Annotated in this window: 18 protein-coding genes; 4 read left to right on the top strand and 14 right to left on the bottom strand. The window is 63.2% G+C overall.

Annotation, left to right across the window (positions count from 1 at the left end; all coding sequences use genetic code 11):
- Positions 1–52: 52 nt before the first annotated feature.
- The 3 genes from ACO06O_RS03900 (at position 53) to ACO06O_RS03890 (ending at position 2,348) form a co-directional block, all read left to right on the top strand.
- Entirely contained in the window at positions 53–538 is a 486-nt protein-coding gene (locus ACO06O_RS03900; protein WP_421876486.1) for a hypothetical protein, read from the top strand.
- A 120-nt stretch (positions 539–658) separates the two neighbouring features.
- Entirely contained in the window at positions 659–1,048 is a 390-nt protein-coding gene (locus tag ACO06O_RS03895; protein ID WP_421876484.1) for a DUF423 domain-containing protein, read from the top strand.
- An 82-nt stretch (positions 1,049–1,130) separates the two neighbouring features.
- Entirely contained in the window at positions 1,131–2,348 is a 1,218-nt protein-coding gene (locus tag ACO06O_RS03890; RefSeq protein ID WP_421876482.1) for a hypothetical protein, read from the top strand.
- 10 nt (positions 2,349–2,358) lie between these two features.
- Here ACO06O_RS03890 and ACO06O_RS03885 read toward each other — a convergent pair whose 3' ends face one another.
- The 11 genes from ACO06O_RS03885 to ACO06O_RS03835 all read right to left on the bottom strand — a co-directional run bounded on the left by ACO06O_RS03885 (position 2,359) and on the right by ACO06O_RS03835 (position 15,353).
- Complete coding sequence (locus ACO06O_RS03885) at positions 2,359–2,784, bottom strand: universal stress protein (protein ID WP_421876479.1); 426 nt, start codon at positions 2,782–2,784, stop codon at positions 2,359–2,361.
- 12 nt (positions 2,785–2,796) lie between these two features.
- A complete protein-coding gene (locus tag ACO06O_RS03880; RefSeq protein ID WP_421876476.1) occupies positions 2,797–5,616 on the bottom strand; it encodes a TRAP transporter permease in 2,820 nt (939 codons plus the stop codon).
- 142 nt (positions 5,617–5,758) lie between these two features.
- Complete coding sequence (locus ACO06O_RS03875) at positions 5,759–6,724, bottom strand: TAXI family TRAP transporter solute-binding subunit (protein ID WP_421876474.1); 966 nt, start codon at positions 6,722–6,724, stop codon at positions 5,759–5,761.
- Between the two features lie 182 nt (positions 6,725–6,906).
- A complete protein-coding gene (locus ACO06O_RS03870) occupies positions 6,907–7,947 on the bottom strand; it encodes a TAXI family TRAP transporter solute-binding subunit (RefSeq protein ID WP_421876472.1) in 1,041 nt (346 codons plus the stop codon).
- Positions 7,948–8,092: 145 nt separating this feature from the next.
- Positions 8,093–9,106, bottom strand: coding sequence for a TAXI family TRAP transporter solute-binding subunit (locus ACO06O_RS03865; RefSeq protein WP_421876470.1), 1,014 nt, complete (start codon positions 9,104–9,106; stop codon positions 8,093–8,095).
- A 9-nt stretch (positions 9,107–9,115) separates the two neighbouring features.
- Positions 9,116–9,979, bottom strand: coding sequence for a 3-keto-5-aminohexanoate cleavage protein (locus ACO06O_RS03860; RefSeq protein ID WP_421876468.1), 864 nt, complete (start codon positions 9,977–9,979; stop codon positions 9,116–9,118).
- A 3-nt stretch (positions 9,980–9,982) separates the two neighbouring features.
- The gene (locus ACO06O_RS03855; protein WP_421876466.1) at positions 9,983–11,320 is read right to left on the bottom strand and encodes an aspartate aminotransferase family protein; all 1,338 of its coding nucleotides are present in this window, start codon (positions 11,318–11,320) and stop codon (positions 9,983–9,985) included.
- A 26-nt stretch (positions 11,321–11,346) separates the two neighbouring features.
- Positions 11,347–12,048: an ABC-type transport auxiliary lipoprotein family protein gene (locus ACO06O_RS03850; protein ID WP_421876463.1), complete on the bottom strand. Its 702-nt coding sequence runs from the start codon at positions 12,046–12,048 to the stop codon at positions 11,347–11,349.
- The gene (locus ACO06O_RS03845) at positions 12,045–13,424 is read right to left on the bottom strand and encodes an MlaD family protein (RefSeq protein WP_421876461.1); all 1,380 of its coding nucleotides are present in this window, start codon (positions 13,422–13,424) and stop codon (positions 12,045–12,047) included. Before ACO06O_RS03845 ends, ACO06O_RS03850 begins: the two co-directional genes overlap by 4 nt.
- A 20-nt stretch (positions 13,425–13,444) precedes the next feature.
- Positions 13,445–14,218, bottom strand: a complete 774-nt coding sequence (locus tag ACO06O_RS03840) for an ABC transporter ATP-binding protein (protein WP_421876459.1) — start codon at positions 14,216–14,218, stop codon at positions 13,445–13,447.
- A gap of 4 nt (positions 14,219–14,222) precedes the next feature.
- Positions 14,223–15,353 carry an MlaE family lipid ABC transporter permease subunit gene (locus tag ACO06O_RS03835; protein WP_421876457.1) on the bottom strand — a complete coding sequence of 377 codons (1,131 nt, stop codon included), beginning with the start codon at positions 15,351–15,353 and terminating at the stop codon, positions 14,223–14,225.
- Positions 15,354–15,448: 95 nt separating this feature from the next.
- Between ACO06O_RS03835 and ACO06O_RS03830 the strand changes: the two genes are divergently transcribed.
- Positions 15,449–15,964: an adenine phosphoribosyltransferase gene (locus tag ACO06O_RS03830; protein WP_421876455.1), complete on the top strand. Its 516-nt coding sequence runs from the start codon at positions 15,449–15,451 to the stop codon at positions 15,962–15,964.
- A gap of 8 nt (positions 15,965–15,972) precedes the next feature.
- On the opposite strand, the gene ACO06O_RS03825 is transcribed toward ACO06O_RS03830, so the two are convergent.
- The 3 genes from ACO06O_RS03825 to ACO06O_RS03815 are packed head-to-tail and all read right to left on the bottom strand — an operon-like array spanning position 15,973 to position 21,179.
- Positions 15,973–17,181: an amidase gene (locus ACO06O_RS03825; RefSeq protein ID WP_421876452.1), complete on the bottom strand. Its 1,209-nt coding sequence runs from the start codon at positions 17,179–17,181 to the stop codon at positions 15,973–15,975.
- A 43-nt stretch (positions 17,182–17,224) separates the two neighbouring features.
- Positions 17,225–18,541 carry an HlyD family type I secretion periplasmic adaptor subunit gene (locus tag ACO06O_RS03820; RefSeq protein WP_421876450.1) on the bottom strand — a complete coding sequence of 439 codons (1,317 nt, stop codon included), beginning with the start codon at positions 18,539–18,541 and terminating at the stop codon, positions 17,225–17,227.
- Positions 18,542–18,599: 58 nt separating this feature from the next.
- Positions 18,600–21,179 carry a type I secretion system permease/ATPase gene (locus tag ACO06O_RS03815; RefSeq protein ID WP_421876448.1) on the bottom strand — a complete coding sequence of 860 codons (2,580 nt, stop codon included), beginning with the start codon at positions 21,177–21,179 and terminating at the stop codon, positions 18,600–18,602.
- Positions 21,180–21,314: the final 135 nt, after the last annotated feature.

Below are 21,314 nucleotides of genomic sequence, written 5' to 3'. Positions count from 1 at the left end.
ATGGCGCGGCAAACCCGTTCAGGCGGGGCCGCATGACGAATGAGGTGACGGTATGGCCGACATCGGTGGTATTGGCGGATTTAACCTGGCGACGACCCGCAGCGTCTTCGATACGGAAGCCGCGGCGCAACGGCGCACGGAAGAGGCCCAGCGGCAGGAAGCCCTGCGTGAAGAGCAGCGCGTGGAAGAGGCGGCCGATGAGGAAGCCCAGGTCCAGGAAGCCGCTGCGGAAGAAGAGGGTGCGTCTCAGGCCGCCCAGGAAGATCAGGAAGACACGATCGTCCTCAGCAATGCCGCCCAGAGCTTCCTGGTGCAGGCGCAGGACGATGCCGAGGCCGCCAATGATGACGGCACGGTCGGCGGCGTCGGCGCGACCGGCGGTGTCGATGCTGTGGTACAGACCACCCAGGTGGGCGGCGTGAACGGCACCAATCAGCAGACGGCGGACGAAGAGAATTCGTCAACGGTCAATGGCAACCAGGACCAGCAGTCGGAACAGACTCGGGCGCTGGGACAACTGGTCGATCAGTTCGCCTGATTGCCCGCCAATAGGATCTTCTCAGGACCCGCCCCGGCGGGTCCTTTGTTTTTGACGCCTATTTGTCTGAATCCTGAATCGCGATAGGACCGGCCGACCACAAGATTGGGAGGCTCAAGCATGGCGCGCGTGTTCATGATTCTTGCAGGATTGACCGGCGCCGCCGGTGTCGGCTTTTCCGCGATGGCCGCCCACGCGCTGCAGGATCAGTTGACCGCGCAAGCTGTCGATTGGGTCGAAACCGCCGGGACCTATCTGCTACTGCACGCGCCGGCCTTGGCGATCTGCGCGATCCTAGCCCATCGGCGGCCGCATCGGATGCCCCTCGCAGCCGGAACCCTTTTCGTTCTGGGTCTCGCCGGGTTCAGCGGGGGCCTATTACTTCTCGCCCTTGCGGAGTTGCGGCCGGCCATCGCCGTCGTGCCGGTGGGCGGCACACTCCTCCTGCTCGGCTGGCTCGCACTGGCGGTCATCGGCTTGACTTGGCCGCGCAACCGCCAAGATTCGTAAAATATACCTTCCGAATCGGGTGCGAATCGGTCTATCGACTCCACCGGGCAGGTCTAATCTGGAGCGAGGGCGGAGTATGGGCATGGCAACCAATGGAGCGCGCAAGTCGAAACACGCGCGGTACATTGCTTGGGCGGGAACCCTGGCAATCGGCCTGACTGCCGCCACCGGCTCGCACGCCGAAGAAATGGCCGAAGCGAAAGCCTGTTATCTGGCCCAGAACACGGAAGGCGGCACAAGTTCCGCCCCCAGTCCGGAAGCGCTGGACGATGCCTATGACTGCTTCGAGGAGCAGCTCCTGGCCGGTTATGCCAAATCGAAGCACGTCCTGGCGCGCGTCTTCGGCGACTGGGACCGGTCGACCTATGCACCCTTCCAGTATGACGAAATCGGATCGCGCTATCTGGTGGTCTATGGCAATGACCGCGCGGTCGGCGAAGAATCGACCCTTTGGCTCGATCGGGACCTGCCGGTCGGCGGGACCGTGGCGGCGGCCGGTTTCTCAATCGCGGAGGACGGCAAACTGATCGCCGAGCCGCTGATGATCTATGAGAAGATGACGCAGGGTTATACTTTCGGACGCGGCAACTGGCGACAGACCATGATCGGTCCGGACGGCGCCATCATCGGCGTTACCAAAGGACCGGGCGCCGACGCATTGACCGTTTGCCAGGATTGCGCCGCGCCGTCGGCGGACCGGGTCTATCTGGCACTGTTGAACGACGGCATGATGCCGGCCAACGCGCCGGAACCGTCGGCCCCGATCACCGATAACGAGTTGCTGGATGGCGGCGGCGCGACGCTGGATCCGGGTGCGATCCTGTCCCCGACGAACAATTCCGCGCCGCTCGACCCGCTGGCGCCGCTTGATCCGTTGGCACCGCCGCCGGCGGAAAGCTTCGATCCGAACGCGACGCTTCAGCCGAACATTTCGTCGGATCCGCTGGCGCCACTCGACCCGCTGGCTCCGCTCGACCCGATGCAGCCGCTGGACTCGAACGCGCCGCTCGACCCGCTGGCGCCGCTGGAGGACAGCGAGCAAAGCGGGCTGGGCCCGACGCTCGCGCCGCCGCCCAACACGGCGACCGTCGACCCCGTCCCGTCTCTCGACAAGGAAGAGACGATGGGCGAAATGCCGTCCGACGATACCGAGGTGACGGAAGCACCGGCGCCGAAAACGCCGGTGACCGGGCTGGACCTGGAATTGTCGGAAGCAACGGATCCGCTGTTGCCGATCCCGCAGTTCGAAGTAGAGCCGCCGCCCTTCCTGGAAAATCCCGAGAACGGCGCCGGAATCTAATTCGCTTCGTCTATTCCCGGACAATCAAGACGGAACAGGTCGCACGAGATACGACACGGGACGCGACCGATCCCAGCAAGGCATGATCCATGCCAGGCCGGTGCGATCCGATGACGATAAGGTCGGTCGGAACCTCTTTCGCCGTCGCCAGAATCTCCTCCGCCGGCGCGCCGTGCTTCACGATATGCTGGACCTTGGTGCCGGCCGGAACATGGTCCGACACGAAGGCGTGCAAGCGGTCATTCGCTTCCTTCAGCGCCTTCTTTTCGTAATCCTGCGGAAAGAAGGACCCGACGATTGTCATGCCGAAATCCGGCACCACGGTCATGATGTGCAGCACACCCGACCCGCCTAGAACGGTCAGCGCCTCCGGCAGCGCCCGTTGCCAGGACAGATCCTCACCCAGGTCGACTGCCAGTAGAACATTCTTATACATCTCGGGCCCTCCCTATGCCGTTGCCAGAGCCTTCTGGCGGCGCGATTGAAGCAGCGCCACCAGGATCAGGACAACGATGGCCGGAATCCAGATCAACTCCTTCGGCGGTTGATCCGACGCCACCATGACATCGACGATCTTCTGGTCCCAATCGAAGACGCCCTGCGCCTCGGCCGGGCTGTCGAAGGTGACATTGTCGATGACGACGTCATTGCCGTCGATGATCAGTTCCAGGCCGAAATTGGCGATCCGCTCTTCCCCGGTGGCACCTTCCGGCACTTCGACGATGGCGGTGAAGGACAAGGGCTCGCCGACACTGTCCAGACCATCGACAAGCAGCCGCAGTTCAGTGCCTGGTTCGGCCCTTTCGAACTGTTCGACGATGCTGCCGGGCGGGACGCTGGTCGTCGGATCGACGATCATATCCATCCAAAAGCCCGGCCTGAACAGAGAGAAGGCAACCAGGATCAGCAGCACCGATTCATAGATCCGCGACCGGGCGAAGAAATAGCCCTGGAAGCCGGCCGTGAAGATCAACATGGCGGCTGTGGCCACGATGAAGACCAGGACCGCCTCCACCGGTCCCACGTCGATCAGCAGCAGATCGGTGTTGAAGATGAACAGGAAGGGCAACAGGGCCGTCCGCATCGAATAGAAGAAGGCGACAAAGCCGGTCTTGATCGGATCGCCGCCCGACACGGCCGCCGCCGCGAAGGATGCCAAGCCGACCGGCGGTGTCACATCCGCCATGATGCCGAAATAGAAGACGAAGAGATGGACCGCGATCAGCGGCACCACCAGACCGTTCTGCTGCCCCAACGCCACGACGACGGGCGCCAGAAGCGAGGAGACGACGATATAGTTCGCCGTCGTCGGCAGGCCCATGCCGAGGATCAGGCTAAGCACCGCCGTCCAGATCAGGATCAGGATCAACTGCCCCTGGGACAGCAACTCGACCAGATCGGCCAAGGCGCTGCCGATCCCGGTCTGCGAGACCGCGCCGACGATAACGCCGGCAGCCGCTGTCGCAATGCCGATGCCGATCATGTTACGCGCACCGGAGATCATGCCGTCGACAAGATCGCGGACACCCTGCCCCAATTGGCCGCCGGTCTCGCCCCGGAAGAAGGCGAACAGACTGCGTTGGGTCACCAGGATGAACATCATCAGCGCCACCGCCCAGAAGGCCGATAGGCTGGGCGACTTGCGCTCCACCATCAGCATCCAGATCAGCAGGAGGACCGGCAGCAGGAAGTGCAGACCCGACATGATGGTCGGTTTCGGCAGCGGCAGGGACACGATCTCGGAATCCGGATCGTCCGGTTCCAGGTCCGGATAGGTCGCGCAGATGCGCACCAGGAAGACATAGACCAGGATCAACAGCGCGCCGACGACCCAGGGCAGAAGGAAGCTCATCCCGGCACCGTCCAAGCCCTGCTCCAGCGTATCCAGCAGATACATCAGGAACACGCCGCCGACGATGCAGTAGCCGACGACCATGGTGAAGGTGGAGAAGACCGCCGCCTTCGTTCCCTCAGATGCAGAGGCGGAAATCACCTTACACAGCACGATGATTGCGGCCAGCGCGACGCCAGCGGCAATCATCAGGGACGGCGCGGATTGCAGCGCCAGATACGCTTCGGAAAGCCAGGCGACGCCGCCGCCGATGGCGACGAACATGGCGGCCGACATCAAGAAAGACAGCAATTGCAGTTTCACCGGCTTCGCGACGGTGGCACGCGGCAGGGCCTGCATGTCCTGCTTCATCGCCTCCAGATGGACGATGTAGACCAGCGCGATATAGCTGATGATCGCCGGCAGGAAGGCGTGTTTCACCACGTCGAAATACGGAATGTTGACGTATTCCACCATCAGGAAGGCGGCTGCGCCCATGACCGGCGGCATGATCTGCCCGTTCACAGAGGAAGCAACCTCGACCGCGCCCGCCTTTTCGTTGTTGAAGCCGACCCGCTTCATCATCGGAATGGTGAAGGTCCCGGTCGTCACCACATTGGCGATGGACGAACCGGAGATCAGCCCGGTCATGCCCGACGCCACGACCGCGGCCTTGGCGGGTCCACCGCGCAGGTGCCCCATCAGCGAGAAGGCGACCTTGATGAAGTAACTGCCTGCGCCGGCCTTATCCAACAGCGCGCCGAACAGGACAAACAGGAAGACGAGATCGGTCGACACACCCAGCGCGATGCCGAAAACGCCCGACTGAGACAGCCATTGGTGATAGGCCATGGCGCCGAAGCTGGCGCCCTTCCACTGCAACAGGCCGGGGAAGTACGGCCCGAAATAAGTATACAGCAGGAACAGGATACCCAGGATCGCCAGCGGCGGACCCAGGCTGCGGCGCGTCGCTTCGAACAGGCAGAATATGCCGACGCAGAAGACGACGATATCGAACGTGTTCGGATTGTTCGGCCGATCGCTGAGGCGGTCGCCGAAGATTTCCCCAACGATCGCCAGATCGGCGACGAACAGGTAGAAGGCACAGAACGCCCCGGCGATCAAAAGTATCCAGTCGGTGACCGGGATATGATCGCGCGGGCTGCGCTTGAAGGCCGGATAGGCCATGAAGCAAAGAATAAGAGCCAGCCCCAAGTGAATGGATCGGGCCTCGCGGCTGGAAAAGACGCCGAAGCCGACTTCGTAAGGGATCGGTGAGGCGATCCAGACCTGGAACAGAGCCCACAGGAAGGCGATGATCGCCATCGCCTTGAGGATTGCCTTATTCGAGGGGTTCCGGCCGCCCGTGTCGCTGGACGCGACGAGATCGTCCAACTCCTCCTGGCTCAGCCCCGAACCGCTGTTCTGCTCGCTCATGCCCAATCCCCCTGATCGACCGACTGCGTTTTTCTAAATGTGCAACACATACCAAAGTAACGAACGAATGAGGCGAAGGGGCCGCGGCGCCAATGCCGGCGCCGCGGCGCCCCCTTACTCTATCGACAGAACTTGAGCCGGATTACATCCAGCCCCGTTCCTTGTAGTACTTGACCGCACCGTCATGCAGCGGAGCGGACAGGTTGTTCTTGATCATCTTCGCTTCTTCCAGGTTCGCGAAGGCAGGATGCATCTTCTTGAACCGATCGAAATTGTCGAAGACGGCCTTCACAACCTGGTAGACGGTTTCTTCGCTGGTCGCGGTGGACGCAACGAAGGTCGCGCCGACGCCGAAGGTCGTGACGTCATTGTCCGTGCCCTTGTACATGCCGCCCGGAATCGTCGTCATCGCATAGTAGGCGTTGTCGGAGGCCAGTTTCTGGACAACGTCGTTGTCGACGTCGATCAGCACGGAATCACAGGTCGTCGTGGCTTCCTTGATCGTCCCGGCCGGGTGACCGACGGTGAAGACGATGGCGTCGACCTTGTTGTCGCACAGCGCCGCCGCCTGTTCCTTGGAGTTCAGGTCGGAAGCCAGCGAGAAGCTGTCCATCGTCCAGCCCATCTTCTCCATGACGACTTCCATCGTCGCGCGGGCACCGGAACCCGGATTGCCGACATTGACGCGCTTGCCGACCAGATCCTCAAACTTCGTGATCCCCGAATCGGCACGGGCAACGACCGTGAACGGCTCCGGATGGACCGAGAAGACGGCGCGCAGATCGCCGAAGGCGCCTTCCGGGAACTTGTCCGGCGCGGTGCCGTTATAGGCGTGGTACTGCCAGTCGGACTGGGCGACGCCCAGATCCAGGTCACCGTTGCGGATACCGTTGATGTTGGCCACGGAGCCGCCGGTCGTGTGCGTGCACTTGATGTCGTGATCCGACGTGCCGCGATTGACCAGACGGCAGATTGCGCCGCCGACCTGATAATAGACGCCGGTTTCACCACCGGTCCCGATGACGATGTTTTCTTCCGCGGTTGCGGCGGTGGAGAACATGGCGGCGCCCATCAGAGCGGCCGTCACGCCCAATTTCTTGATCATCATTTGTAGAACTCCCTTCTTGTAAACACTCGCTGGATTTCCCCGTTCGGGTTCCCTGTACCTTTTTCGCGGGTTTCGTCCCGCTTCTCTTTCTCGTTGCGGAACCGGCCGGCCGATGCCGTGCCGATCCCCTTTCCACACCCGCCGCCGATCCGACGACGCGTATTCCAATCCCCGGGACCGCGCTAGTTTCGGACCAGTCCGACCTCCCGGTAATACTTCTCAGCCCCCTGGTGCAGCGGCGCGGACAGACCGTCGGCCACCATGAATTCGGGCCGCAAGCGCGACAAGGCATCGTGCTGAACCTTGACGCCCGCCAGATCGGTGAAAACCGCCCGCACCATGGCATAGACATCGTCTTCACTGGTCGAGGCCGAGGTTACGACCGTCGCAAGGCCGCCGAAGGTCTTCACCGGATCACCCGCCCGGCCATACAGGCTGACATCGATGGTCACGGCGGCGAAGTTCCGATCGCTGGCCAGAATCGCCGCGACTTCCGGTCCGTCGACCGGCACCAGATAGCTATCGCAGGTGAAAAGCGCCTCGCGGATCGATGCGTTGGGATGGCCGACCATGAAGACGATGGCGTCCACCTGACCGTCGCACAGCGCCTGGGCCTGGTTCCGCGAGGTCAGTTCGCTGGCCTGGGCAAAGCTGGCGGAGGTCCATCCCAAACCCGCCATGACCGTTTCCATCACACTGCGCTGACCGGAACCCGGATTGCCGATATTGACGCGCTTGCCTTCCAGGTCGCGCAGATCCGCAATCCCCGACCCGGCACGGGCCACAACGGTGAACGCCTCCTCATGTAGCGAGAACAGGGCCCGCAGGTCCTTATGTGCCTTACCTTTGAAGGGACCATCGCCACGATAGGCCTGATACTGGACGTCGGATTGTACGATAGCCAGGTCAAGATCCCCATTCATCACCGCGCCAACGTTGTAGACCGAACCTGCGGTCGCCTCGACCGAACAGCGGATACCGTGGTCCTTGCGCTGATTGTTGATGACACGGCACAAAGCGCCGCCTGCCGGGAAGTAGACCCCCGTCACGCCACCGGTGCCGATCACGACAAATCGTTGTGCTGCCTGGGCGCTTTCGGAAAGGGGAGCAATTGGGGACAAGCCGATCAGCACCAGCGCCAAAATCGCGAAGATTCGGCGCAATTCACGGCCAAAGCCATTATTCCCGCCTGTAATCCAGGCGTTGTCGGCGAGACTGTTCACCCTGTTCCTTACCCGCGCCGCTTGTCCCAAGGGAAAATCCCGATCCAGGCCGGACGCGGCAAATTATCGTCTTCTTGGAAAAAGTATGCCGCGCCGCCCGAAGGTCGTCAATCGACGCGGGCCGAGGAACAGCAGGTCGGGTCGGTTACTGCCCGGCGACACCGAGGGCCTGTGCCGCGGCGGGATGCAACGGCGCGAAACTGGCAGCGGTGGCCAGGTCGTCGATTTGGATCGTCGCAAAGGCAGGATGGGACGCATTCAGCCTGTCCAACCCACGGGCGATCGCGGTCGTCAGGGCCCCGACAATAGCCGGATCGGCATCGACCGTCGTCGCCAGGACCGGTCGCAGCCCGACTGTGCGCACCGGCACGGTCTGACCCGGATAGGTCTTGGCCGGGATGATGACCTCTGCATAGCCCAGAAGCGCGCTCAGCATTTCCGAGACCTCACCATCGGTGAAGGACAGGGGCGCGATCCCGCAGCGCCGGCCTGCCGACGTCAGCAGTTCCGCCGGGTGCACGGCCATCACCACCACCGCATCCGTGCGCCCGTCGCACAATCGCTCAATCGCGCCGACGACCGGTTCACCGCTTGCTTCCGCCAAGTCGTCGCGGTCCAGACCTCCGGCATCCAGCGCCACATCGGCCATGATACCGCGATAGCTGCCGGCTGGCCCGACACTGACGCGCTTGTCTTCCAGGTCCGCCAGGCTGGTGATCGGTCCGGTCGCCTTGACGAAGATCGTGAAGGCTTCGGTATAGAAGGCGGCAATGGCCCTCAGGTCTTCCGAGGGGCCGGTTTCCTGATACCGACTGGTACCTTGCACAGCATGATGCAGCCAGTCGCTTTGCACGATGGCGAAGGGCATTTCACCCGATGTCAGGGAGTCGATGGCGGCGGCACTGTCGGCCAGGCTCGCCACGGCGCAGGGCTGCGGTGCGGATCCGGTTTCCAGCAGACGGCACAGCGTCCCGGCCATCGGGAAATAGAGGCCGAAGGGCAGGCCACCGCCGATCAGCAAGCGCTCGCCCGCACCCGGCAGGGCCAGATCGACACTGGTCGACGGTGATTGGGCCGCGGCGCTTCCCGCGCCTAAACCGCCCAGCACCAATCCCGTCGCGGTCAGGGCGCCCAGCGCCAGTTTACGAATGCCCAACATCCTTCCCCCTCATTCCATCCCAAGTACAGTGCGCGCCGCGTCCGGGTCTGCGAGGACCCGGCCAGCCATGCCGGCTTGTTCCGCGACTTGCGAAATCAGCGCCGCATTGTCGGGCGCGACCTCTCCATTCGCAAGGTAGAGATTGTTCTCGAACCCGATTCGGCTATGTCCGCCCAGCGCCGCGGCCGTCAAGGCACAGGCCGCCTCTTTCGGCCCGAAGGCGCAGACCGACCATTGCACGTCCAGTGCCTCTTCCCGCGCGGCGGTCAGAAACGGCAACAGGTCCGCCGGCTGCGAGCGCTGACCTTTGCTATAACGGCCCAGCACATAGAGCACAAAAGGCGGGTCGTCCGCGATCAGCCCGCGCCGACGTAGATCGGCATAGCGCCGGACATCGTCCGCATCATAGAGGATATATTGTGGCGCGATCCGCTCCGCCTTCATCCAGGCCGCAAATTGGGCGAATTCCGGTTCCGCCGCCGCATCCGGCACCAACTCGCGGATGGCCAAAGAAACCGCTTCCGGGCGCAAATCGCGCACCATGGCACGCTGTTGTTCCGGCGCGTAGATTCCGACCGCTTCCGACGTGACCTGAACGATCAGCCCGTCGCCCGCCTCGCGCCGAACGGCCGCGATGGCATCGCGGTACAGATCGACATCGAGGGAATGGGTCCCTTCGGCATTGCGAACATGTAGGTGGATCAGGGAAGCCCCTGCATCTTTGCAGGACGCGGCGGTATGTCCGATTTCCGCCGCGCCCATCGGCAGGGCCGGATGGTCGACCTTGGTCTTACGCGCGCCGTTCGGGGCGACCGCCAGGATCAGCGGCGGTAAATCCGCCCTATCTTCTGCCTTGTTTGCCTCTGCCGTCATCGGTCAGGCTAGGCCCGCATCGGCCAGGGCCGCATCGACCGCATTGCCCAGTTTCTCGACGATCTCCTCGACATGGCTGTCGTCGATGATGAAGGGCGGTGCCAACAGGATGTGGTTGCCCCGCTTGCCGTCGATGGTCCCGCCTCCCGGATAGCACATCAGCCCCTGAGCCATGGCGTGCTTCTTGATCGCCGCATGGATCTTCAGTGCCGGGTCCAACGGTTCCTTGGTGCCGCGATCGGCGACCAGCTCGATACCGATGAATAGCCCCCGCCCCCGGATATCACCGACCAGCGGATGGTTGCCGAACCGCGCGGTCAGCCGCTCCATCAATTGCGCGCCGCGTTTGCGTACATTTGCCAGCAGGTCGTCTTCTTCGATTACCTGCTGCACCGCCAGGGCCGCCGCGGCCGCGGTCGGATGGCCCATATAGGTGTGGCCATGCTGGAAAAAGCCGGACCCGTCGCGGATCGTCTCATAGATTTCCGTGGTGCACAGCATCGCGCCGATCGGCTGATACCCGGCCCCCAGCCCCTTTGCTGTCGCCAGAATATCCGGCGCGATCCCGTCCTGCTCGCAGGCGAACAGGGTCCCCGTGCGCCCCATACCGCACATCACCTCGTCCAGGATCAGGAGGATGCCGTGACGGTCGCAAATCTCGCGGATACGCTTCAGATAGCCGGGCGCCGGGACCAAAGCGCCCGCCGTCGCGCCCACCACCGGTTCCGCGACGAAGGCGACAACCGTCTCCGGACCGACTTCCTGCAGGCTGGCTTCCAGTTCGTCCGCCGCCCGGCGGCCGTATTCCTCCAGGCTCTCGTCATCGCGCTTTTCGCGATAGGCATAGCAGGGTGAGATATGCTGTGCGTCGATCAGGATCGGGGCGAACTGATCCCGCCGCCACATATTCCCGCCGACCGCCAACGCCCCCAGCGTATTGCCGTGATAGCTCTGACGCCGGGCGATGAAACGGCGGCGCTGCCCGTCGCCCTTCTCCCAGAAATATTGATAGGCGAGTTTCAGCGCCGCTTCCGTCGCTTCCGACCCGCCGGACACGAAATAGACATAGTTCAGATCGCCCGGCGCGCGCTCGACCAGGAAATCGGCCAGCTTTTCGACCGGATCATTGGTAAAGAAGCCGGTATGCGCGAAGGCGATCGCATCGACCTGATCCTTGATCGCTTGAATGACCTTCGGGTGAGAATGGCCCAGACAGCTGACCGCTGCCCCGCCCGACGCGTCCAGATAGCGCTTGCCGTCGGCATCGACGATGTAGCAACCGTCCCCTTTGACGGCGGTCGGCGGTGTCGCGCCACAGGTCCGATGGAAAACATGCGTCATGGCTGCTGGTCTCCCAACCAAAGGCTTCAGGTGTTCTTCGCGCTGTAGATACGCTGTCCTTCCTCCAGCGTCCAGCCGACGATCCGTTTCAGGGTCTTGCCCAGTGCCTCGTCAAAACCGGCAATGATGTCGACCATGCCGGGCCCTGGCGCCTGGATAACATATTCGATGGTGCGCGAACCCGCGATGGTCCGGTGGGGCATCCTTACCAGTTTCGCATTCATCCTGATGCGGATATTCGGGGGCGACCCGGCCGGCAGGGGATTGCCATTGTCGTCCATGTATTCCGCCTGGAACTCGCGCAGGTCCGACTTCAGGATGAAATCGGACCGCAGACCGATGGCCTGGCGGCCGACCGAAACGATCTTCTCCGAATTCTCAAAGCTTTCGATCAACAGGGTCTGGATCATCAGCGGCGCGCTGTCGGTCCAGGCCGCCCGTGCGAAGTACTCAAGCTCGATCAGCGACCGGCGCAGGGCGATCCGCGCCGACGATATGCCGGCTGCCGCCTGGGGCGGTTCGATCAGCAATTGCCAATCGACGCTGGGCAGATCGTCGCCGAATGTGCTTTTCGGTGTCAGGACGTAAATGCGCGGGGGTTCGCCGCTGCCCGGAAGAGCGACGGAACAACCGCCGAGCATCAGCGCCGCCCCGGCGCCAAGCCCGAAGCCGCGCCGCGTCGGCGCAAAGGTCTCAACCGGACCGAAGGGTTTTCGGGAACGCGTCATTGAACCTCGTATCCTTGCTGCGAGTCGCCGAAGAAGAACTGCGCCGGGTCCCGTTCGATCTGGTTCGTGATCCGTGTCAGCGACGAGACAAGGGTGCGCATGTCGGCCAGCAACTGGGTGAATTCGAAAAGCCCGGTACTGGTAAAGCTGGTCACCGGATCCCGGTTCTCGGCGATCAGATGCTTCGCCTCGTCCGCCGCGGCCGCGATATTCGTGGCGGCCAGACGCAGATCGGCGGAAATCGCGCTGAAATTGGCGACCGCCGAAGACGCGTCGCGGGCGACGCCTTCGACCATCGGCGCGACATTGCCGGCGAGTTGCGAATAATCCCCCAATGTGGCTTCCGCCGTGTCGGCAACGTCATTGATCCGATTGTCCGCTGTCTTCAGGGTCGAATCCACATTGGCGAGAGATTGCTGGGCACGTTCCAGCAGCATGCCGATCCGCGTGTCGGTCTTGCCGATCATCCCGTCCATGCGGTCCAGCGTGTCGGACAATTGGGTGGCCAGCCGACCGACCTCGCCGCGCATGTCCTGTCCCAGATCGGCATAGCCCTTGACCATGGCGTTGGCGTTGTCGAGCACCGGGGTCGCCTTCATCGCCAGCGTGTCCAGCCGCTGGGTGAAGGCGCGCATATCCTGTACCATGGCCTGCGCCTCCAGCACCGTCGTCTCGGCCGCCCCGGCCAAGGTTTCCGACCGGTCGGCGAAGGCGCCGACGAAACGCTCCGCCTCCACCGCCGTGCGCCGGAATTGCTCCATCGTGCTGGCGCCTTCCTGCAGGATCATCGCGACGTCTTCCGAACTGTCCCCCAGCGCGTTGGAGAACCGGTCGATATTGGCCAGAGTGTTCTGGATATGGGCGACATTCTGATCGTTCAGCAGCTTCGTCGCCTGTTCCGCCAGGATTTCCAGATCGGCCATGATTTCGGGCGCGGAATCGAACACTTGCTGCAGGGATGATTTCTCCGACCGGATTTCCGCCCGCTCCTGCCCCGCCTTCGCTGTCAGGGGAGCGGCGGCTTCCGTGCCGCCGTCGATCTGGATAAAGCCGACACCCGTGATGCCCTGATATTCCAGGCTGGCCACAGCGTCTTCGCGGATCGGCGTGTCCTGAGGCACCTCGATCACGACCTGGATCTCGCCGAACCGGTCCTGGCTGATCCGCATATCGGTGACGATGCCGATGGGAATACCGCCGTAACGCACCGGATTGCCGACGGACAGGCCGGAAACCGATCCTTTGAAGAAGACGTCGTACAGCACGACATCGTCGTCGATATCGACATCGGCCAACCAGACGACGGCCATGACGATCGCAACGAAAAAAGAAAGGACGAAGGCCCCGACTATGACGAAACTGGCACGTGTCTCCATACGCTTAAGCCGTCCCCCGTCTATTCGGCCGCGATGCCGCCGGCTGCCCGGGCGCGCGGTCCGTGAAAATATTCCTTCAGCCACGGATGGTCGTCGCGCATGAGCTCCGCCATGGTACCGACCGTAACTTGTTTGTCCACAAGGGCCGCGATGCGGTCGCAGATGGCGGCTAGGCTGTCCAGGTCATGCGTGACCATATAGACCGTCAATCCCAGGCTGGTTTGCAGCGATCGGATCAACTGGTCGAATGCGGCCGCCCCGATCGGGTCCAGCCCCGCCGTCGGCTCGTCCAGGAAAACGACATCGGGATCGAGGGCCAGGGCGCGGGCCAATCCCGCACGCTTGCGCATCCCGCCCGACAATTGCGACGGCAGTTTCGACCCGGCCTCCGGCGGCAGGCCGACCATCGCGATCTTCAAGGCCGCCAGCTCGTCCATCAGGCTTTTCGGCATGTCGAGATGTTCGCGCATCGGCACCTGGATGTTTTCCGCCACGGTCAGCGACGAGAACAGCGCCCCATCCTGGAACAGAACCCCGATCCGCGTCCGCATCCGGGTGCGTTCCGCGAAACCGGCATTCCAGACATCCGTACCCAGCAATTCGATGCGCCCGCCGCTGGGTCGCTGCAACCCGATGATCTCACGCAGCATGACCGATTTGCCGGTACCGGAACCACCGACCACGCCGATTACCTCACCCCGCCGCACATCCAGATCCAACCCGTCATGGATGACCTGGGCCCCGAACTGGGTGCGCAGGCCGCGTATGCGGATAGAGATCGCGTCGTCGGTCATGCGCCTAGATCCCCAGGGCCGAGAACAGGATGGAGAACAACGCGGTCGCGACGATCACCAGGAAAATGGATTCGACGACGGATGTCGTGGTCTGCCGCCCGACACTTTCCGCCGTGCGCTGAACCTTCAGCCCTTCGTAGCAACCGACCACCGCGATGATGTAGGCATGGACGGGCGCCTTCACCATGCCTACGAGGAAGTCGTTCAATTCGATGGCATTCTTCAGCGCGGTCACGAATTGGGTCGGGGTCAAATCCAACGCCAGAACCGTCATGACCCCGCCCCCCAGCACGCCCATGATATCGGCGAAGAAGGTCAGGACCGGCAAGGTGATCATCAGCGCGATGATGCGCGGCAGGACCAGAACCTCGACCGGGTCGAGGCCCAGCGTCCCCATGGCGTCGATTTCCTCGTTCACCTTCATGGTGCCGATCTGGGCCGTGAAGGCGGATCCGGACCGACCGGCGATCATGATCGCGGTGATCAGGACCGCGACTTCGCGCAGCATCGACAGTCCGACCAGATTGACGGTGAAGACTTCCGCCCCGAACTGACGCAACTGATCCGACATCAGATAGGCCAGGACCACACCGACCAGAAAGGACAGTAGGCCGACGATCGGCAGCGCATTCAGACCGGTCTGTTCGATCTGGGTGACCAGCGCCTTGGGACGGAACCGACCCGGCGAGGTCAATGCCCGCAGGAAGACCAGCGTCACCATGCCGACGAAGTTGAGCAGCTCCAGACCCTTGGTCGCCGCCCCCACGGCGCCGCGCCCGGTCCGGTCCAACAGCGCGATCAGCGCGTTCGGCCGTTCGTCCCGCACGGCCTTCGCGCCGCCGCGATCTTCAACGATCTGAAGCAACGGCCCGTGGCGTTCCGCGACACCGGTAAAGTCCGTCTCGATGCCTTCGTCCCGCAGGCGGGCGGCGGTTTTGAACAGAAGCCAGGCCCCGGCGCTATCCAGGCGGTCGATCTGGGACAGGTCAAAGACGACGCGACGCGCCGCCCCCGGTTTCAGACTGTCGACGATTTCATTCAGAGAGGCCGAGCCCGCGACCGTCCATGCGCCGCCGGCGAGGACGGTCAAAGCGGACCCGCCGCTTTCCGTACGCATCCAGCCTTCGGCAGCCATCGTAACCCCCTCTGCCGCGCGCATTGCAGCACCCTGGCGCTGCCTATAGGATGCGCGCGTTTTGCTCCCCACTTAAGCGGACTTTAGAGGCAGCGATGGACATTGCGCAACATATCCGAACCGTGCCGGATTTTCCGAAACCCGGCATTTTGTTCTATGACATTTCAACGCTGCTGGCGCATCCCGGGGCCTGGCGGTCCTGTGTCGACCAATTGGCGGAGGTTTGCCGCGACTGGAATCCGGACATTCTCGTGGGAATTGAAAGCCGCGGCTTTCTGACCGCCGCACCCCTGGCCCTGGAATTGGGCCTGGGCTTCGCCATGGTCCGCAAACAGGGTAAACTGCCCGGCCAGACGGTCAGCCATGTCTATGAACTGGAATACGGCACCGATACGGTCGAGATCCAGGCGGACGCGATTGCGAAAGGTCAGCGGGTCGTCGTTCTGGACGATCTGATGGCGACCGGCGGCACGATGAGCGCCGCCGTCGACCTGATCCGCAAAGTTGGGGGTGAGGTCGTAGGGGTCGCCTGCATCATCGAACTAGACGGGCTGGGCGGCGCGGACGAAATCGACGTGCCCTTCCATTCCCTGGTGAAGTTCCCCGTCTAACGGCAATCTCAATCCTTCATCGGCGCGAGACCATCGACGGCACTGCCGCAGCAAGCTTCTGCCAAGGCCAACAAGGTCTCGTCCGATCCGGGGGCGCCCATCAGCGACAGGGCGACAGGCATCCCTTCCACTTTCGCGACCGGCAAAGAGATTTGCGGAACCCGGGCGAGCGGCGCGATCCCGGATAGCCGGATGATCTTGGCCCGCACGGTATCGGACGCGACCGCGGCCTGACCGGCGGGGATCGCCGGGCCCGGCGCGACCGGCATGACCAGAACCCCGCCATCGCGTGTCACCTCGGCGACCCGATCCGAGATACGGGCGCGTTCCGCATCCGCCGAAACGCGCATTTCCGGGCCAATGCTGGAACACCAGCTCAGGCGCTCCTTGATGCCCGGTCCGATTGTCGGCCCTACCGATTCGATCCAATCGCCCAGGGTCTCCCAGATCTCCGCCCCTTGCGCGACCCGGAACGTTTCGAACCAGCGATCCAGTCCGGCCCCTTCCGAAAGGGAAACCGGCTCCGCCGGACCATAGAGTCGCTCCAGCCGCTTCAGGGCGTGCCCCAGCACCGTCCGTGTCTCCGGATCCGCCTGATCCCACGCGTCGGTCGGATAAAGCAGGCGAACCGGCGCAGCGGTTTCCGCACCGGCCGCGTCGTCCAGGAGGATCTTCCCGATACGCCGCATCAATCCAGGTTCCCGTGCGAACCAACCGGCCGTGTCGAAGGAAGGGGCAAGCGGGAACACGCCCTGAAGCGAGACGCGGTCATGGGTCGGGCGCAGCCCGAACAGGCCACAGAAGCTGGCCGGCACCCGGACCGACCCGCCGGTATCCGTACCCAGTGCAAAATCGGCCAGCCCGCCCGCGACGGCGGCCGCAGACCCGCTGGAAGACCCACCGCATACGCGGCCGGGCGCGTTCACATTTTCCGGCGTCCCGAAATGATGGTTCTCGCCGACGATGGAGAAGGCAAATTCGTCGGTGATGGTCTTGCCGCGCACCGAGGCTCCGGCCGCCAGCAATTGCTGAACCGCCTCCGCCGTTTGCGCCGCCGGGCCATGTGTCCGCCCCCAATCGGGATTGCCGCAGTGAGCGACCATGCCTTCGATGTCGTATAGGTCTTTCACGGCGAATGTCGTGCCGCTCAACGGACCACCCGCGGCGCCATCCAGCGACAAATCTTCATCCGTATAGGCGTTCAGCCGTCCGGCCATAGGTTCCCCCGGGTTCATGTGGTTTGGTTGGCCTGAAACCGCCTTACCGTTCGTTCAGGGCGTTCTCACGCGCTTTCAGGATCGGCTTCAACAGGTAATCCAGAACGGTCTTCTCGCCGGTGATGATATCGACAGTGACCGTCATGCCTGAGATGATCGGCTTATCCGGCCCGAGGCTGGTTTCGTTTGTGGTCAATCGGACGCGGTAATAGGGCTCGCCTTCTTCGTCCAGGATCGTATCGGCGGAGATATCGACCAATTCGGCGTCCAGCCCGCCATGGATCGAAAAATCATAGGCGGAGACTTTCACCACCGCCGGCAGGCCGGGATAGAGTTGGGCGCGGTCCGACGGGCGGATACGCGCCTCGACCAGCAGGGAATCCTCCAATGGCACGACTTCCGCGACAGGATCGCCGGGCTTCACGACCCCACCAATCGTGTTGATCAGGATCTTGTTGACCGTCCCACGCACCGGCGACGTGATCTCCGTCCGGCGTGCCCGGTCCTGTCCGGCGCTCAGTTCTTCACGCAAGCGTTCGGCGTCGGCGCGAACCTGGCTCAGTTCCTGCTGCGCCTTGGCGCGGAAGGCGGACAATTCCTGCTGGATCGTCGTCGTCGCTTCCTGAATCTGCGAGCGAATTCGCGGAATCGACAATTGCACGTCTTCCAATTCCGCTTCCAACTGGATCACGCTGCGTCGGGATGTCAGCAATTCCTGCTGGGATGCGGCGCCGCTGGCGACCAGCGGCTGGACCAGCGCCAGTTCCTCGCGGGCGATCGACAATTGGTTTTCGATCTGCGCGACCTGGGCCGTCTTCTGACGCAATTCCTGCAGGGCCTGGGTCCGTTGGGTTTCGCGAATGCGGATCTTGCCCTGCAGTTCCGCCAGATTGGTCTGGAACACGTCAAGCTGATCGCGGGCCCGGTCGGGCGCGCTTTGCTGCACATCGCCAGGGAAGCTGACACTTTCCGCACCTGTCGCCTCCGCCTGAAGCCGGGACGCCTGGGCCTGAAGGCTGAGATACTGCTTCGTCTTTTCCGCCAGTTCGGCCTCGGCGAGACGGTTTTCGACCCGCATCAGAACCTGGTTGGCGTCAACGATCTGGCCTTCGCGGACAGGGATCTCGGCAACGATGCCGCCTTCGAAGTGCTGCACGATCTTGGTTTGGCCGGATGGGATAATTTTACCCTCACCGCGCGTCACCTCGTCCAGGACCGCCTGATGCGCCCAGACCAGGAAACAGACGAAAAAGCTGGCGATCAGGAACAGCAGGATATGCGCCCACATCCGCGCGCCGCGCCCGACGCCCGATTTGCTTTCGGCCTCAAATATGCCGTCGTCCCAACTGCCAGCAGACATTTCTTTCGTCCGTCTAAAATCCTACCCGAAAAACTCTGGGCTCAACCGTGCCGGAAGTCTAGACCTTCGCCGCTTGGATCCGGCCGGAGGCCAAGGCTTCCATGACGATTTCCTTCGGCCCGTCGGCCACGATCCGCCCGCCATCCATGACGATCAGCCGATCCACCAGGGTCAGCAGCGACCCGCGATGGGTCACCATGATCAGCGTCTTGTTGGTCAGAACCGTGCCGAGCCGCGCCTTGAACCGGCCCTCAGTCGTGTTGTCCATCGCGCTGGTCGGTTCGTCCAGCAGCAATATCGGCGGGTCCAGCAACAACGCGCGCGCGACCGCGACCGCCTGACGCTGACCGCCGGAGAGTGTCATGCCGCGCTCCCCGACCGGCAGGTCGAGACCCAGCGGGTGTTTCGAAACGAATTCGTCCACGCCGGAAATCCGCGCCGCGCGCAGGATCGCCGTATCGTCGGCATAGGGCGCACCAATGGAAATGTTCTCCTTCACCGATCCGAAGAACAGATAGATATCCTGCGGCACGACACCGACGGCACGGCGCAGATCCGCCGGATCGATCTGGCGCACATCGGTGCCGTCGACCAGCACCGATCCCTGATCCGGGTCGTAGAGGCCCAGCAGCAACCGTTCAATGGTCGACTTGCCGGACCCGATCCGGCCGATGATGCCGACCTTCTCCCCTGCCTCGATCTTGAACGACACGTCGTTCAGCGCGGCGGTCTTCGCTTCGGGATAGGTAAAGTTGACGTTCTTGAATTCCAGCGTGCCGTTGAATTCCGGCCGGTGAACGAAGGTTCGCCCTTCCGGCCGTTCGACCGGCGTCTGCATCATCTTGTCCAGTGCGATCAGCGATTCCCGCGCCTGGTTGAAGCGCGTCGCGATGGCCGCGATCTGCCCCAGCGGCGCCATGGCGCGCCCGGACAGCATGGTGCAGGCGACCAGCGCACCGACCGACATATTGCCTTCCTGGATCTGATAGACGCCGACGAAGACGACGACGACGGTCACGAACTGCGTGAACAGACCGCTGAGATTGGTGGCGAACTGGGAATAGCGCGTCGCCTTCATCGACGAATGCGCGGTCTTGCCGACAAAGGTTTCCCAGTTCCGCTGCATCCGGCCTTCCGACGCGGTTGATTTGATGGTTTCCGCGCCGGAAATCGCCTCGATCAGGATGGCATGCTTCTGCTGTGCCTCGCGGGTGGTTTCCTGCACGATCTTGCGCATGCGGATCTGAACGATGAGCCCGACCAGGATCGCGGTGATCACCATGACCGCCGGAATGGCGACGATCTGCGGCGTTCCGACGATCGCGATCACGCCCAGGAACAGGAAGATGAAGGGGAAGTCGATCAGCGCCGTCATGGTCGACGAGGTGAAGAATTCCCGCAGACTTTCGAATTCCCGCATCGTATTGGCCATACCACCCGCCGATGGCGGCCGATTGGCCATTTTCATCCCCATGACCTGCTGGAACAGGCGCGAGGCGATCTTGGTATCCGCCGTCTTACCCGCCACGTCGACGAGGTAGCCGCGGATCAGTTTCAGCAGGAAGTCGAAGCCATAGACGATGGATATGCCGAGCGCGAGCACCCAAAGCGTCGCCTCCGCGAAGTTCGGCACGACGCGGTCATAGACGTTCATGACGAAGAGCGGGCTGGCGAGCGCGAAACAGTTGATCATGATCGCGGCGATGCCGACCTCGATATACAGCTTCCAGGACGACAGCAGCGTGCCCCAGAACCAGCCTTTCGGATCGGCAACCCGGTCGTCCTGGGCGCGCTTGTCGTATTGGAATTCCGGCCGCGCGAACAGGGCGTAGCCGACATATTCTTCGCTGAGTTCCTTGTAATCGACATCGCGCGTCCCGGCGCCCATCTCCGGCAGGATAATGGTCGCGCGGCCTTCGTTGCGCTTGATGTCGGTCAGAACGCAGGCGCGCTGACGGCTGAGCAACAGGACGCAGGGCAGCGACAGTTTTGTGATCCGGTCCAGATCGCGCCGTTGCAGGCGAGACGACACGCCCGCCCGCTCCGCCGCGCGCTGGAACAGTTCCGGCGTCAGCATCCCGTCGACCAGCGGCAGGCCCGAGGTCAGCGCCTCCGAGGAAATATTCCGCTCCAGCAAGGTACACAGGATCGTCAGACAGCCCAGAAGCGGGTCGTCCTTGGTGCCCGGGGTGGGACGAATTTGCCACCCGGTGCCGCGCTTGCGGCGATCCTTGCCGTCGCGCCCGCGCGTGCGCCGATCCTTGCTGCGCCGTTCCGCGGCCATTGCTTCGGTGCCGTCGCCTTCGTCCGGCGGCGGCGCGCGCCGTGTCGCGCCGGCGGCCTCCGCGCCTTCCCGCGCGGCGTCGCGCAGGACCTGGGCGGTGTCATTGGCGGCATTGGATGTATCGATGTGGCGCTGCAACGCCTCGGGCGACAGTAGGTCACGCTCGGACCGGCCAGCATTTGGATCGTTCCGGGATTCGTCGACAGGCGCCAACAACCCAGCGCCCTTGGGCACATCGCCGCTATCGAGACGGTCTGGCGGCGCGGTCTCGGCGCCCTTTCCGGCGGAGTCCGCCGAATAGGTCGGCGGGCGCTTGGCCCTGCGCCGCGCGTCGTGTTCCGTTTCACTCGCCATCTATTGAACCGCTACCTCCGAGGCGCCTAGCCTCTGCCACGCCGATCGCGGCGCTCCAGCAGCGCACCGCCCCGAACACTTAAGCATGATTCAGGCCAAAGTTCACCCCGGGAAGGAAAAAAAGAAACGGCGGGG

This window comes from Pacificispira sp. (genome assembly GCF_965228185.1).
Taxonomy (GTDB): Bacteria; Pseudomonadota; Alphaproteobacteria; order UBA8366; family Aestuariispiraceae; genus Pacificispira.
Note: the sequence above shows the minus strand (reverse complement) of the source record. Positions and strands in the feature narration are given on the sequence as shown.